Annotated in this window: 12 protein-coding genes; 8 read left to right on the top strand and 4 right to left on the bottom strand. The window is 71.6% G+C overall.

Features of this window, described 5'->3' with window-relative positions; genetic code table 11:
* Together mutS and LW587_RS22595 are read left to right on the top strand one after the other, a co-directional pair.
* A partial coding sequence (gene mutS, locus LW587_RS22600; protein ID WP_232631834.1) for a DNA mismatch repair protein MutS occupies positions 1-1,437 on the top strand: 1,437 nt, incomplete at its 5' end.
* A 143-nt stretch (positions 1,438-1,580) separates the two neighbouring features.
* A complete protein-coding gene (locus LW587_RS22595; RefSeq protein WP_232631833.1) occupies positions 1,581-3,101 on the top strand; it encodes an FAD-binding oxidoreductase in 1,521 nt (506 codons plus the stop codon).
* A gap of 39 nt (positions 3,102-3,140) precedes the next feature.
* On the opposite strand, the gene LW587_RS22590 is transcribed toward LW587_RS22595, so the two are convergent.
* Positions 3,141-3,590 carry a response regulator gene (locus LW587_RS22590; protein ID WP_232631832.1) on the bottom strand — a complete coding sequence of 150 codons (450 nt, stop codon included), beginning with the start codon at positions 3,588-3,590 and terminating at the stop codon, positions 3,141-3,143.
* A 37-nt stretch (positions 3,591-3,627) separates the two neighbouring features.
* Positions 3,628-4,734 carry a histidine kinase dimerization/phosphoacceptor domain -containing protein gene (locus tag LW587_RS22585; RefSeq protein ID WP_232631835.1) on the bottom strand — a complete coding sequence of 369 codons (1,107 nt, stop codon included), beginning with the start codon at positions 4,732-4,734 and terminating at the stop codon, positions 3,628-3,630.
* 291 nt (positions 4,735-5,025) lie between these two features.
* On the opposite strand from LW587_RS22585, the gene LW587_RS22580 reads away from it, so the two are divergent.
* Positions 5,026-6,357 (top strand): AmpG family muropeptide MFS transporter, encoded by a 1,332-nt coding sequence (locus tag LW587_RS22580; RefSeq protein WP_232631831.1) that lies wholly within the window; start codon positions 5,026-5,028, stop codon positions 6,355-6,357.
* Positions 6,358-6,429: 72 nt separating this feature from the next.
* The gene (locus LW587_RS22575) at positions 6,430-7,350 is read left to right on the top strand and encodes an EcsC family protein (protein ID WP_232631830.1); all 921 of its coding nucleotides are present in this window, start codon (positions 6,430-6,432) and stop codon (positions 7,348-7,350) included.
* Between the two features lie 92 nt (positions 7,351-7,442).
* On the opposite strand, the gene LW587_RS22570 is transcribed toward LW587_RS22575, so the two are convergent.
* A complete protein-coding gene (locus LW587_RS22570) occupies positions 7,443-8,645 on the bottom strand; it encodes a hypothetical protein (protein ID WP_232631829.1) in 1,203 nt (400 codons plus the stop codon).
* Positions 8,646-8,724: 79 nt separating this feature from the next.
* Between LW587_RS22570 and LW587_RS22565 the strand changes: the two genes are divergently transcribed.
* The 3 genes from LW587_RS22565 (at position 8,725) to der (ending at position 11,749) form a co-directional block, all read left to right on the top strand.
* The gene (locus LW587_RS22565) at positions 8,725-9,330 is read left to right on the top strand and encodes an NnrU family protein (protein ID WP_232631828.1); all 606 of its coding nucleotides are present in this window, start codon (positions 8,725-8,727) and stop codon (positions 9,328-9,330) included.
* 133 nt (positions 9,331-9,463) lie between these two features.
* Positions 9,464-10,174 (top strand): tetratricopeptide repeat protein, encoded by a 711-nt coding sequence (locus tag LW587_RS22560; protein WP_232631827.1) that lies wholly within the window; start codon positions 9,464-9,466, stop codon positions 10,172-10,174.
* Between the two features lie 231 nt (positions 10,175-10,405).
* A complete protein-coding gene (gene der, locus LW587_RS22555; protein WP_232631826.1) occupies positions 10,406-11,749 on the top strand; it encodes a ribosome biogenesis GTPase Der in 1,344 nt (447 codons plus the stop codon).
* A 46-nt stretch (positions 11,750-11,795) separates the two neighbouring features.
* On the opposite strand, the gene LW587_RS22550 is transcribed toward der, so the two are convergent.
* Positions 11,796-12,935 carry a carboxylate-amine ligase gene (locus tag LW587_RS22550; RefSeq protein ID WP_232631825.1) on the bottom strand — a complete coding sequence of 380 codons (1,140 nt, stop codon included), beginning with the start codon at positions 12,933-12,935 and terminating at the stop codon, positions 11,796-11,798.
* Positions 12,936-13,147: 212 nt separating this feature from the next.
* Between LW587_RS22550 and LW587_RS22545 the strand changes: the two genes are divergently transcribed.
* Positions 13,148-13,531: a nuclear transport factor 2 family protein gene (locus LW587_RS22545; RefSeq protein WP_232631824.1), complete on the top strand. Its 384-nt coding sequence runs from the start codon at positions 13,148-13,150 to the stop codon at positions 13,529-13,531.
* Positions 13,532-13,708 lie beyond the last annotated feature (177 nt).

The following is a 13,708-nucleotide window of genomic DNA, read 5'->3' as shown; positions in this document are numbered from 1 at the left end:
GACCGGGCGCTCGCCACGGACCTCGCCGCCGCGCTCGCCGACGACCTGCCGCTCGCCCGCCGCGACGGCGGCTTCGTGCGCGCCGGCTACCACGCCGAGATCGACGAGGCCCGCGCCCTCGGCCAGGATTCCAGAAAGGTCATCGCGGCGCTCCAGGCCCGCTACAGCGAGGCCACCGGCTGCCGGACGCTCCGGATCAAGCACAACAACGTGCTCGGCTACTACATCGAGGTGCCGCAGGCGGTGGGCGAGGCCTGCCTCAAGGGCCTGATGCGCGAGTTCGTGCACCGCCAGACCATGGTCGACGCGATGCGCTTCACCAGCGTGGCGCTCGGAGAGCTCGAATCGAAGATCGCGGGTGCCTCGGACCGGGCCCTGGCCCTGGAGGCCGAGGTGTTCGACGCGCTCTCCGCCCGGGTGATGGCGCAGGCGGACGGCATCGCCGACATCGCCGAGGCGCTCTCCGCCCTCGACGTGGCGGCCAGCCACGCCGAACTCGCGGTCGAGCTCGACTGGACCCGCCCCTGGCTCGACGAGGGCCTCGCCTTCGCGGTCCAAGGCGGCCGCCATCCGGTGGTCGAGGCGGCCCTGCGCCGGAGCGGCGAGGCGTTCATCGCCAATGCCTGCGACCTCTCGGGCGGGGAGGCGGGCCGCATCCGCCTCATCACCGGCCCCAACATGGGCGGCAAGTCGACCTTCCTGCGCCAGAACGCGCTGATCGCCGTGCTCGCGCAGATGGGCGCCTTCGTGCCGGCGGCCTCCGCCCATCTCGGCCTCGTCGACCGGCTGTTCTCCCGCGTCGGCGCCGCCGACGACCTCGCCCGCGGCCACTCGACCTTCATGGTCGAGATGGTCGAGACCGCCGCGATCCTGAACCAGGCGACGCGCCGCTCGCTGGTCGTGCTCGACGAGATCGGGCGGGGCACCGCGACCTTCGACGGTCTCTCCATCGCCTGGGCCTGCCTGGAGCACCTGCACGAGAAGAACGGCTGCCGGGCGCTGTTCGCCACGCATTTCCACGAGCTCACCGCCCTGGCCAAGCGCCTGCCGCGCCTCGACAACGCGACCCTGAAGGTCGCCGAGCACGGCGGCGACGTGGTGTTCCTGCACGAGGTGGTGGCGGGCGTGGCCGACCGCTCCTACGGCCTCCAGGTCGCCCGCCTCGCCGGGCTCCCGGCCGGCGTGGTGGCGCGCGCCGGGGCCATCCTGAAAGGGCTCGAAACCTCCGAGCGCGAGCGACCTTCGCGCGCCCGCATCGACGACCTGCCGCTCTTTGCCAGCCTTGCCGAGATCGCCCCGCTCCCGCCGGAGCCGGCGGCACCCCCGCCCGACGACGGGCTGGGCGCCTTGCTCGACACGATCGATCCCGACAGCCTGACCCCGCGGGAGGCGCTCGACGCGCTGTACCGGCTGAAGGCGGAGCGGGCGGGGGGCTGACGCGTCGGCGCGTCGAGAGCCGGCCGCGATCGACCGGACGCCGGCCCGCCTTGCCCGACGACGGGCCCGGCCACCGAATCTTAACCCTCCGCGAGGACATCCTCGGCCAGAGCTCACGACGACCACCACCGACAAGCAGGGCCATGGCGTTCGGGCTTCCATCGTCTCGCCGGAATTTCCTCGCCGGACTCGGCGGGTTCGCCGCGGCGGCCAAGCTCATGCCGGGCGCGGGCCTCGCCGCGGAAGCCAGCGGGGCGAAGGGCCCACCGCCCTCGGCCTGGACCGACCTCGGACGCGCCGTGACGGGCGGCGTTCTGCGCCCGGAGGACCCGTTCTTCGGCGACCTCTGCCGGCCCAACAATCTCCGCTACGGCGCCACCCTGCCGGCCGGCATCGCCCGCTGCGCGAGCGCAGGGGACGTTCAGGCCTGCCTCCGCTGGGTGAGGGCGCAGGACATGCCCTTCGCCGTCCGGTCGGGCGGCCACAATTATGCGGGCTTCTCGACCACGCCGGGGCTCCTGATCGACCTGTCGCGGCTGGCGGGCGTGGCGCCGCTGCCGGGCCGGGACGGGCAGGTCCGGGTTCTGGGCGGCACGCTGAATACGCTGGCCTACAAGCAGATGGAGCGGCTCGGCCGCGCCATCACCCATGGCCGCTGCGACACCGTCGGGGCCGCCGGCTTCCTGCTGGGGGGCGGCATCGGCTTCAACATGCGCAAGTTCGGGATGGGCTGCGACGGGCTGCGCGCGACCGAACTGGTCGTTGCCGACGGCTCCCTCGTCGAAGCCGACGCGGCGACCGACGCCGCGCTCCACTGGGCCTGCCGCGGCGGCGGGGGCGGGAATTTCGGCATCAACACCGCCTTCACCCTCGAAACCCGCCCGGTCACCTCGGTGACGGTCTTCCACCTGACCTGGACCGAGAACCTGCCCGCCGTGCTGCGGCTCCTGCTGACCGAACTGGCGAGCGCGCCCGAGGATTTCGGCAGCAAGGTCGCCCTCTCCCTCCCCAGCCGACAGGAACGGCAGGCCGGCGTGCCGGCGACCGTCTCGGTCCTGGGCCAGCTCCACCGATCGAAGGTCTCGCTGAAAGAGATCTTCCAATCCAGCTGGGAGTGGATCGACAAAAGCCGCTCGCAGATCAAGGAAGACGTTCCCTACTGGGTCGGGCAGGACTTCCTGACCGAGACCACGTTTCCGTATTACTACCAGGAAAAGTCCAGCTACATGAAGGCTGCCCATCTCGACGACGCGGCCATCGCCGCGATGTTCGACTGGGCGGCGGCGATGCCCGCCACCTCGATGCCGGTGAGCGTCAAGTTCTTCCAGGTCGGCGGGGCCATCGACCGCGTCGGGCGGACCGAGACCGCCTATGTCCACCGCGGCTACGACTGGCTCTTCACCCTCGAAGCCAATTGGTGGGGGCCGACCGATTCCGCCGAGCAGGTCGCGCAGGTTCTGGACTGGCAGCAGCGGGCCTACGACGACGTGAACCGCCGGACCCGAGCGGCGGGCGCGTTCCAGAACTTCTCCGACCCGTCGCTCGCCGACTGGCAGAGCGCCTATTACGGCGAGAACCTGGCCCGGCTGGCCCAGGTGAAGGGAGCGGTCGATCCGACCATGCTCTTCACCTTCGCGCAGGGCATCCGCCCGGCCCGATCCTGACCGGCCGGCCGGGACCTCCGGCCCAGCGTCAGGCCGGTCCTACCCGATGACCCGCGGGGCGAGGCAGAGCCCGTCGAGGGACTCGGCCTGCGGCGCCTGGCCGGCGCGGCGGCGCAGCACGTAATCCAGGGCGTTGGCCACCGTGCGCTCGGAATAGGGCTTGTCGATCACGCCCAGGGCGCCGGCGAAATCCGGCGGGATGCGCTTGGCGTTCGCGGTCATGAACAGCACCGTGATGCGCGGGTCGGCGCTGAGGGCGCGGGCGACCTCGATGCCGGTCGGCCCGTCGGTCAGGTGGATGTCGACGAAGGCCACGTCCGGCGCGGTGCTGCGCCCCAGGGCAATGGCGTCCGCCGAGCAGCCCGCCACCCCGATGCTGACATGGCCGAGATCCTCCAGCAGGCATTCGAGTTCGAGGGCGATCATCACCTCGTCCTCGACGACGAGGATGCGCAGGCCGCTCTCCGTTCCGGCTATCACCTGAGACATCCCCCCTCCCTTCCGGCCCGCGGTGCCCCGCGCCGGGTCACGGCGCCCTGTCTCCCGCGAGCGGGATGCGGATATCGGCCCGGGTGCCGGGACCGGCATCCGACCAATGGAGCGTGCCGCGCAGCTGCCGAACCACCATCGCGACGAGGGTGCGGCCGAAACCGTCCGGGCAGGCCGCGGCCGCCGCGAGCCCGATCCCGTCATCCTCGACGGCGAGGTCCATCCCCTCCGGGCAGCGCCGGGCGCTGACGCGCACGCGGCCCGCGCGGACCTCCGGACCCGGAAAGGCGTGCCGGACGGCGTTGGTGGCGAGTTCGTGCAGGAGCAGGGCAAGCGGGGCGGCCATCGCGGCGGGAAGGGCGAGGCGCTCCGCCGCGATCTCGACCCGGGGGCCGTCGGGCGCGAGGCCCGCCGTGAGGTCGGCGACGAGCTCGCCGGTGAACGCCTCGAGGTCGAAATGGGCGGCGTCGCCCGCCGAGTAGAGCATCCGGTGGACCGTCGACAGGGCGCCGATGCGGTCGGCCATGGCCTGGACCGCCTCGCGGGCCTCGCCCACCGGCGTGCGGCGCGCCTTGAGCAGCATCAGCGAGGCGATGACCTGGAGGTTGTTCTTGACCCGGTGGTCGACCTCGTGGAGCAGGGCCGTCTTCTGCGCCAGCGCCGCGCGCAGGTCGGCGGTGCGCTCACCGACCTCGCGCTCCAGATCCCCGTTGGCATCGCGCAACGCCGCCTCCAGGCGGTGCTTGTCGGTCATGTCGGCCTGCGCCGAGAAGAAATAGAGGATCTCGCCGGCGGCGTCGCGCACCGGGCTGATCGTCATGCCGTTCCAGAACGGCGTGCCGTCCTTGCGGTAGTTCATCAGCTCGCACTCGAAAGCACCGCCCTGCGCGGTGGTCGCCCGCAGGGCGTCGAGGGTCGCCCGGTCGGTGAGCGGTCCCTGGAGGAGCCGGCAATTGTGCCCGTAGAGCTCGTCGCGGTCGTAGCCGGTGAGGGTCAGGAAGGCGGCATTGCTCCAGATGATCGGGTTGTCCGGGCGGCGCGGATCGGTGACCACCATCGGGGTCGGGCTCGCCTCGAACGCAGCCGCGAAGACGTCGACCGTGACGCCCGGTGGGAAACCCGCCTTTCTGGGAAAACCGGTCATCGACACGCCGACAGAGGTGCGTCGCATGTCGCATGCGGCGCACGAACCAAACAAAACCCGACACCGCCTGCAGGCGTCCGACCCGCCACTCCAACGGGCCCGCCCTTCAGCCGTTCCGCGCGGACTTCACGGGCGCGCCGGTCCCCCTGTAGGAGGGGGAAGGTTTCAGAGCCCGGGCCCGGCGGCAAGAGGCTCGGCCGGGGCGCTCCGGGAACAGGTGTGGGCGGCGGCCCCAGGCCCGCCGCGATTTCTACCGATACGGTCCGGCGAAGGCCGGGAGGGGGACGGGCGATGGCGGCAGGGAACGGCCGGAGGAAGTTGCGGCCCCGGGACGTGCTGGAGGATCCGCGCCTCCTCCTGATGCTGGCGCTCGGCTTCGGCTGCGGCCTGCCGATCCTGCTGGTGTTCTCGACCCTGTCGGCATGGCTCGCCACCGCGGGGATCCAGCGCACCAGCATCGGGCTCCTGTCCTACGTCTCCTTCGCCTATTCGCTGAAATTCCTCTGGGCCCCGGTGATCGACCGGGTCGACGTGCCGGTGCTGTCGCGCCTGCTCGGGCGCCGCCGCGCCTGGATGGTGCTGGCGCAGCTCGTGGTGGCGGGCGGCCTCATCGGCATGAGCTTCGGCGCCCCCACCGAGAGCCTGTCCTACATCGTCGTCTGCGCGTTGGTGACCGCCTTCGCCTCGGCGACGCAGGACATCGTCGTCGACGGCTGGCGCATCGACGCGGCGCCGACCGAGCGGCAGGGTTTGATGCTCGGCAGCTACCAGCTCGGCTACGCCATCGCCCGGGCCTGCGCCGGGGCCGGAGCGCTCTACATCGCGCAAGGCTATGGCTGGCAGCTGGCTTACGAGGCCATGGCGCTGCTGATGCTCGTCGGCATCGTCGGCTGCCTCGCCGCCCCCCGCCAGGATCCGGTCGAGGTGGTCGGCCCCCGCAGCGTCCGCCAGACCCTGCAGGTCGCGGTGGTCGAGCCGTTCGGCGACTTGATCCGGCGCAAGGGCGCCCGCCTGATCCTGATCCTGTCGCTGATCATGATGTACCGGCTGCCGGACATCATCTCCGGCATCATGGCCCAGCCCTTCTACATCGATCAGGGCTTCTCCCTGGTCGAGATCGCCAACGTCACCAAGGTCTACGGCGTCGTCGTCGGTCTGCTGGGCGCGCTGGCGGGCGGCTGGGCGGTGATGCGCTTCGGCATCCAGGCTTCGCTCCTGTTCGGCGGGATCGTCGCGGCGGCCTCGAACCTGATGTTCGCCTGGCTCGCCGTCCGGGGCCACGACACGGCCCTGTTCGTCGCCAGCATCTCGATCGACAACTTCTCCGGCAACTTCGCCGGGACCGCGCTCATCGCCTACATGTCGGGCCTGACCTCGCCGGCCTTCGTGGCGACGCAGTACGCCCTGCTCTCCTCGCTCTATGCCCTGCCGGGCAAATTCATCGGCGGCTTCTCGGGCTACATGGTCGATGCGCTGGGCTACGCGCAGTTCTTCGTCGTCTCGGCGCTGATCGGCGTGCCGGTGGCGATCCTCTGCATCGCCCTCGCCGCCCTCGGCGAGGGGCGGGAGGAACGGGAGGCCGGCCTGCCGCCGGAGGAGGACGCGGTGGCGGCCAAGGCCTGACCTGCGGCGCAGCCTGGAACCATCACGGCGGCCTTCGGCTTGCTTCTGGCCACGCGCAAGGAGATTCGTGACGTGAACCCCATCGCGCTGAGCGGCGAGATCCTGCCGGTTCCGGTCGCCGCCCTTCCGCCCCTGTCCGAGGCCGACCGCGCGGCGCTGCGCCGGGCGGTGGACGTGCTGGAGCGTCCGGGACTGGCCGCGCGGCTCTCCTCGGCCGCGGGCGCGCCCCTCGACCTGATCGGCCGGGCGCTGCCCGCCCCCGTCACCGAGGCGGTGGGCCGCTCCACCGAGGCCGCCATGCGCACTGCCCTGCGGCTCGCCCTCGCCACCCTGCCGGACAAGGCGGTCCAGCCCGCCGGCACCGCCTTGGAACGGATCGGGGAGGGGACCGGCCGCGGGCTCGGCCGCCTCGTCGGTTCGAGCGAGACGCGCCACAAGGCGCTCGCCGCGGTCTCCGGCGCGATCGGCGGCGCCCTCGGCCTCGTCACCGTCGCGATCGAGCTGCCGGTCTCCACCACGATCATGCTGCGCTCCATCGCCGAGATTGCCCGGGAGGAGGGCGAGGACCTGGCCGATCCGGAAGCGGCGCTCGCCTGCGTGCAGGTCTTCGCGCTCGGCGGACGCAACGGCCCCGAGACGGCGCTCGCCGAGAGCGGCTATTTCGCGGTGCGAGCCGCCCTGGCCAAGACCATGGCCGAAGCGGCCCGCTACGCCGCCCACCGCTCGCTCCTCGATGCGGGCGCGCCGCCCCTGGTCCGGCTCAGCGCGCAGATCGCCGCGCGCTTCGGTCTCGTCGTCTCGCAGAAGGTGGCGGCCCAGGCCGTGCCGGTGATCGGCGCGCTCGGGGGCGCGGCCGTCAACGCCGCCTTCATGGATCATTTCCAGGGGATGGCCCGGGCGCATTTCACCGTGCGCCGCCTGGAGCGCGCCTACGGCAAGGACGCGGTGCGGGCCGCCTATCTCGCGGAGAAGGCGGCGCTCGGAATCGTCTGACCGATGCGTCGGCGAAGCGGTTTGCCGACCCGAATCGCTCGCGGGGAGGTGCCGCCTTCCCGCGGTGAAGCCCGGACAGGCGCGCGGCCGCGTCAGGGCCAGACCTTGATCGCTACGGGCCGCCGCACGAGGTCGCGGTCCGAGGTGATCGTGCAGCCCTCGACCCGGAGCGTGGCGTAGGTGAGCAGCGCGCGCTCCCCCACATCGTCGAAGTTGCGGCCCTGGGCGCCCGGATCGAGCAGGGACGGGTAGGCGATCAGTCGCGCCCCCGCCTTGCACGGATCGTCGTAGAGCGTGGCGCCGGCCATCAGGAGCCGCGGCACATCCCAGGTCGTGAGGTCGCGGGACGTGGTCCAGTAGAAGCCGGATTCCGCGAAGGCGCCGCCCTTGGCTGTCGTGTCCTTGGCCGCCATGAACACCGCGATCCAGACGCCCGAGCCGCGCTGGCGCACCACCGCCCCGACCGGCCCGGGAAACGGCCCGACCGGCCGGCAGGTGTCGGGCCGCTTCACGGCCTTGCCGTACGGGTCGGGGAAGGCGGCGGTAAAGCCCGTGCCGGTCCAGGCCCGCCAGCGGAGGGGATCGGCCGGATCGTCGGTGCGAAACAGGCACACTCCCGCCGGCTGATCGCTGCCGGGGCGGTCCCAGCCGGTGGTCGAGGCGAGGAAATAGCGCCAGCGCCCGTCGCCGACGATGTTGGAGGGGTTGAAGAACCCCCGATGCCGTCCCTGTCCCTCCTCCTGGCGGAAGGGCGCCCCGGCGACGACCGGCGGGGGGCTCGGACGGAGAAAGCGCGCGCCGCCATCCCGCGAGGCGGCCGCGGTGATCGTGTTGTACCAGCACTCCATGTAGACCTTGGAGCGGCAGCGGCCCTCGTGCTCGTTCGCCTGAAACTCGTGATGGACCAGGGCACTGACCCGCTGGCCGTCCTCGGTCCAGGTGGCGGTGATCCAGGAGCGGTCGTCGTACAGCGCCGGATCGGGCGTCCCGCCCGAGTCGAGCACGACCCGGCAATCGATCGTGAGATGGTCGAGGTCCGGTCCCCGCAGGGCCCGGTTGCGGTAATGCAGGCCGAACACCGCGACCGCGCCCGCGGCGTCGCGGAAGGCACGGGCGGGGGCATCGGGCACATCGGCCCCGTCGCAGGCGTCGCGGGTGGCGGCGAAGACCGTGCGCTCCGGCCCCGTCACCGTCAGGGCCGAGAGGGGCGGCTCGGGCGCGGCGCGGCCCTTGAGCGGCACGAGGCCGCACAGGGCCGCGATGAGCGCGATCGAGAGGCGAGGCAGCCTGGACATCCCCCGAGGATTGCGTTTTGAACCGTTACAGGAAGCTTGTCCGGATCCTCCGGGGCAGGCGCCGTCCACAGGCTGCCCCATGCTGATCCTGATCCTCGGCCTCGTGCTGTTCCTCGGCACGCATGCCTTCTCCATGGCCCGGGCCAAGCGGGCCGAGGTGATCGGGCGCCTCGGGGAAGGGCGGTACAAGCTGGGCTACACGCTGCTCTCGGCCCTCGGCCTCGCCCTGACGGCCTATGGGTATGGTCTCTACCGGCAGGAGGGCATGATCCCGGTCTGGTCGCCGCCGGTCTTCACCCGCCACCTCGCGGTGCTGCTGACGCTGTTCGCCTTCATCAGCTTCGCGGCCACCTATCTGCCCGGCCATCTGCGGACCCGGTTGAAGCACCCGATGCTGCTCGGCGTGAAGATCTGGGCCACCGCCCATCTCCTGGCCAACGGCGATCTCGGTTCGATGCTCCTGTTCGGCGCCTTCCTGGCCTGGGCGGTGGCGGCCCGGATCAGCGCCAAGCGGCGCCCGCTGACCGCGGGACAGGTGGCGGCGCAGCATGGCGGGCAGGCGGCCCCCGCGGGCTGGCGCAACGACGCCATCGCGGTCGCGGTCGGCGTCGTGGCGTGGTTCGTGTTCGGACGCTACCTGCACCCGCTGCTGATCGGCGTCTCGGCCTGGCCGGGACAGGCCTGACGCGGCGATCGTCGCGGCGCCGCCGCGATCCGGCGGCCAAAACACTTCGCCAAACCGCGGGGGCTGTGCTAGGCGCGGGCCGAACGACGACAGGCGAGGCGTGCGCGTCCCGCCAGGGATGCCCGGATTCTAGATGGCTGAGAACAACGAGTTCTTCCGCGAGGTCGACGAGGATTACCGCCGCGACCAGTTCATCAACATCTGGAAGCGCTACAATGTGCTGATCATCGCCGCCGCGATCCTGATCGTGGCGGTCGCCGGCGGCTGGAACTACTGGCGCCACGCCGAGCGGGTGCGCGCCGAGGAGACCTCGGAGCGCTTCGACCGGGCCAACCGCCTCGCCAAGGAGGGCAAGGCGGCCGAGGCCGAGCGCGATTTCGCCGCGATCCGCACCGACGGCCCGGCCGGTTACGCGACCCTCGCCCGCCTCCGCAATGCGGCCGAGACCGCCAAGCGCGACGCCGGAGCGGGCGCGGCTCAGTACGATACGCTCGCCGCCGACAAGGGGCTCGGCGACGCCCTGCGCGACCTCGCCCGCCTGCGCGCCGCGCTGCTGCGCCTCGACGGGTCCGAGTCCGCGGCGGCCCTCACCCAGCTTCAGGGCCTCGCCGCCCCGACCAACGCCTTCCGCCACACCGCCCGCGAGATGCTGGGCCTGAACGCCCTGCGCAAGGGCGACATCGAGGGCGCCGGCCGCTGGTTCGACCAGATCGCCGGGGACAGCGACACGCCGCAAGGCCTGCGCCAGCGCGTCGAGATCTACGCCGCCCTCGTGGCCGGCGGCCCCGTCACGGTCACCGAGGCCAAGCCCGAGAACGCCGCGCAGCCACCGATCACTCGCTGAACGCATTCGAGCGCGCGCTTGACCGTCGGCACGGGGACGCTCGATCCCGGGCGCGGCGCGCGTCCGACGGGGCCGTGCCCTCCGTCGCGGGTCGTACCCGCCGGCGGTGACGGGCGTGGGCGGCGGCACGCAGGCCCCCACCCTCACCCGGGCGATGTTCGCGCGCTTCGGGATCCTCTATCCTTAGCCTGAGCCCGCGCCCTCATCGGCCGCGCCGAGAGACGAAACCCCATGGACCTGCCGACCGTCGCGATCGTCGGACGCCCGAATGTCGGCAAGTCGACCCTGTTCAACCGGCTGGTCGGGCGCAAGCTCGCCTTGGTCGACGACCGCCCCGGCGTGACCCGTGACCGGCGCGAGGGCGACGGCTACATCGGCGACGTCGCCTTCCGGGTCATCGACACCGCCGGCCTCGAGGAGGCGGACGCGGATTCGCTGCTCGGCCGGATGCGGGCCCAGACCGAGGCCGCGATCCTCGAAGCGGATGCGGTCCTGTTCGTCATCGACGCCCGCGCCGGCGTGCTGCCCGCCGACCGCCCCTTCGCCGAACTGGTGCGCCGGGCCGGCATCCCCGTCATCCTCATCGCCAACAAGGCCGAGGGCGGGGCCGGGATGGCGGGCGCCTACGAGGCCTTTTCCCTCGGCCTCGGCGACCCGATCCCGTTCTCCGCCGAGCATGGCGAGGGCCTCGGCCAGTTGCAGGACGCCCTGCGCGAGGTCCTGCCCGAGCCGGACGACGAGGAGGACGAGGACGGGGAGGGCGGCAAGGGCCTGCGGGTCGCCATCGTCGGCCGCCCGAACGCCGGCAAATCGACGCTGATCAACCGCATGATCGGCGAGGACCGCCTGCTCGTCGGCCCCGAGGCGGGCATCACCCGCGACTCGATCTCCCTCGACTGGGAGTGGCGGGGCCACCGGATCAAGCTCCACGACACCGCCGGGATGCGCCGCCGCGCCCGCATCGACGACAAGCTCGAGAAGCTCGCGGTCTCCGACGGGTTGCGCGCCGTGCGCTTCGCCGAGGTCGTGGTGGTGCTCCTCGACGCGACCATTCCGTTCGAGAAGCAGGATCTCACCATCGTCGATCTCGTCGAGAGCGAGGGACGCTCCCTCGTGATCGGCCTCAACAAGTGGGATCTCGTGGCCGACCAGCCCGGCCTGCTCAAGACATTGCGGGAGGACTGCACCCGCCTGCTGCCGCAGGTGCGCGGCGTCTCGGTCGTCTCGCTGTCGGGTCTGGGCGGCGAGGGCATCGACAAGCTGATGCAGGCGGTGGTGGACGCCTCCGAGGTGTGGAGCCGCCGCGTCTCGACGGCGCGGATCAACGGGTGGCTCACCGACGCGCTCCAGCGCAACCCGCCGCCCGCGGTCTCGGGCCGACGCATCAAGATCCGCTACGGCACCCAGGTGAAAAGCCGCCCGCCGCATTTCGCCCTGTTCGGCAACCAGCTCGACGCCCTGCCGAAATCCTACACCCGCTACCTCGTCAACGGCATCCGCGAGGCCTTCGACCTGCCCGGAACGCCGATCCGGCTGTCGCTGCGCACGACGAAGAACCCGTTCGAAAAGGGGTGAGGCGGATCTCCCTCCCCCCTGTGCGGGGGAGCATGGACCTCGCGGCTCACCCGGCCTGCGTCGTCTCCGCCAGCCAGTCCACCACCGCGTCGAGGGCCTGCCGGTTGCTGGTGTCGCCGCCGCGGATGCCCTCGAAGGCGGCGATCTGGCGCTCGGCGCTGGTCCCCTCCGACAGGATGCGGCGGGCATCCGCCACCTCGGCCTCGCAGCCGAGCGCCGCTGCGTCCTCGGCGATCAGCGAGAGCAGCGTGTCGAGGGCCTGCGCGAACGGGAAAGCCTCCTCGGAGGCCTCGTCGATCAGCTCGGCCTCGGTACCGCTGCGCTGGGCCCGCCATAGATTCTCCGCGGCGATCGCCCGGGACACGCCGGTGAGGCCGGCATTGATGTCCGGGCGCCGCTCCACCAGCCGCACGAGGCAGCGGTAGAGGGCGGCGATGACGAGGGCATCGGCGAGCCGCGTGCAGGAATCGGCGATGCGCAGTTCGAGCGTCGGGAACTTGATCGAGGGCCGCAGGGACCACCACAGGAAGCTCGCATCCTGGATCGAGCCCGCCTTGGTCATGATCCGCACGTAGCGCTCGTAAGATCCCGCATCCCCCATCAGTTCGGGCAGACCGGTGCGGGGCAATTCGCCGAAGGCGCTGAGGCGGTAGGCGGAGAGCCCCGTCGGCTTGCCCTGCCAGAACGGCGAGGAGGCCGAGAGCGCGAACAGCAGAGGCTGGAACGGCAGAAGCCGATCCATCAGGGCGACCCGGTCCTCCGGAACCCTCACCTCGACATGGACATGCATGCCGCAGATGAGGCTGCGCCGTCCGGCGAGGCCGACATCGCGCAGGATGCCGCGGTAGCGGTCGCCCTTGGTCGGCAATTGCCGCGCCCAGTCGGCGATCGGGTGGGTGCCGGCGGCAAAGACCAGAAGCCCGTGCTCCCGGCCGATCTCCGCCAGGAGCTGCCGCTGCCGGAGCAGCGCGTCGCGCGCCTCCGGGAAGGCGGTGGAGGGCGGCGTGCAGACCTCGACCTGGCACTGGAGCAGCTCGCGCCCGATGTCCGGCAGCCGCTCGCTGGCCTCCTGGTGGAACGGCTTGACCGAGCGCCGCGGCGTGCCGCGCGTCTCCGCATCGGCGAGGAAATATTCCTCCTCGATCCCGAACCGGTACGGGGCTTCCGACGATGTCCGGGCACTCATCACCGACTCCGAACCCTGCCCGCGCCACCCGCGGTGCCAGGATATGGTGCAGGAGGCCGGAGCGTTCCCTGGGACAGACGGAATCCCCCGCCGGGGCGTGCCGGACCGATCCCATCCGGCGGCGCGGACGGGGGCGAGAGGCTCGCCCTCGCATTGTGGATCCGGGCCGCGTCCCCATACCAGGGGCAGGACCGGCCCCTCGGAGCGCCTGCATGACCGATCTCGAACGCAACAAGGCGACGGCGATCGCCTTCTACGCGCTGATGTTCAACGAATGCCGGCCGCGCGAGGCCATCGAGCGCTACGTCGGCGCGGAGTACATCCAGCACAACCCGCATGTGGCGACCGGCAAGGACGGCTTCATCGCCTATTTCGAGCGCATGGCGCGAGAATGGCCGGGCAAGCGGGTCGAGGTGAAGCGGGCGGTGGCCGAAGGCGACCTCGTGGTGCTGCACGGCCATCAGCACTGGCCGGGCGACCACGACTACGCCGCCATCGACATCTTCCGGTTCGACGAGGACGGCCGGATCGTCGAGCATTGGGACGTGCTGCAGATCCTGCCCGAGACCTCCGCCAACCCGAACGGGATGTTCTGATCCGGGCTCCGCTTGATCAAAGCGGAGCCCGTCTCAGTCCAGCCCGCGCGGCGTTTGAGCGAAGCCCACATCCGCCATCCCGAAGGGATCAACCGGATTGGGTATGAGTTTCCACCGGCTTTGGCCGTCCCTTGCGGATGAAACCTGTGGCATCGTGGATAGGCCGTCGGCGGAGAG

This window comes from Methylobacterium sp. Leaf118, assembly GCF_920984675.1.
Classification (GTDB): Bacteria; Pseudomonadota; Alphaproteobacteria; order Rhizobiales; family Beijerinckiaceae; genus Methylobacterium.
The sequence above is the reverse complement of the archived record's forward strand: the minus strand, read 5'-3'. Positions and strand labels throughout refer to the sequence as shown.

Bases quoted from the DNA above. Each gene is read 5' to 3' on its own strand.
- LW587_RS22595 (WP_232631833.1), top strand. From the start codon at position 1,581: ATGGCGTTCGGGCTTCCATCGTCTCGCCGGAATTTCCTCGCCGGACTC.
- LW587_RS22590 (WP_232631832.1), bottom strand. From the start codon at position 3,590: ATGTCTCAGGTGATAGCCGGAACGGAGAGCGGCCTGCGCATCCTCGTC.
- LW587_RS22585 (WP_232631835.1), bottom strand. From the start codon at position 4,734: ATGACCGGTTTTCCCAGAAAGGCGGGTTTCCCACCGGGCGTCACGGTC.
- LW587_RS22580 (WP_232631831.1), top strand. From the start codon at position 5,026: ATGGCGGCAGGGAACGGCCGGAGGAAGTTGCGGCCCCGGGACGTGCTG.
- LW587_RS22570 (WP_232631829.1), bottom strand. From the start codon at position 8,645: ATGTCCAGGCTGCCTCGCCTCTCGATCGCGCTCATCGCGGCCCTGTGC.
- LW587_RS22565 (WP_232631828.1), top strand. From the start codon at position 8,725: ATGCTGATCCTGATCCTCGGCCTCGTGCTGTTCCTCGGCACGCATGCC.
- LW587_RS22560 (WP_232631827.1), top strand. From the start codon at position 9,464: ATGGCTGAGAACAACGAGTTCTTCCGCGAGGTCGACGAGGATTACCGC.
- der (WP_232631826.1), top strand. From the start codon at position 10,406: ATGGACCTGCCGACCGTCGCGATCGTCGGACGCCCGAATGTCGGCAAG.
- LW587_RS22550 (WP_232631825.1), bottom strand. From the start codon at position 12,935: ATGAGTGCCCGGACATCGTCGGAAGCCCCGTACCGGTTCGGGATCGAG.
- LW587_RS22545 (WP_232631824.1), top strand. From the start codon at position 13,148: ATGACCGATCTCGAACGCAACAAGGCGACGGCGATCGCCTTCTACGCG.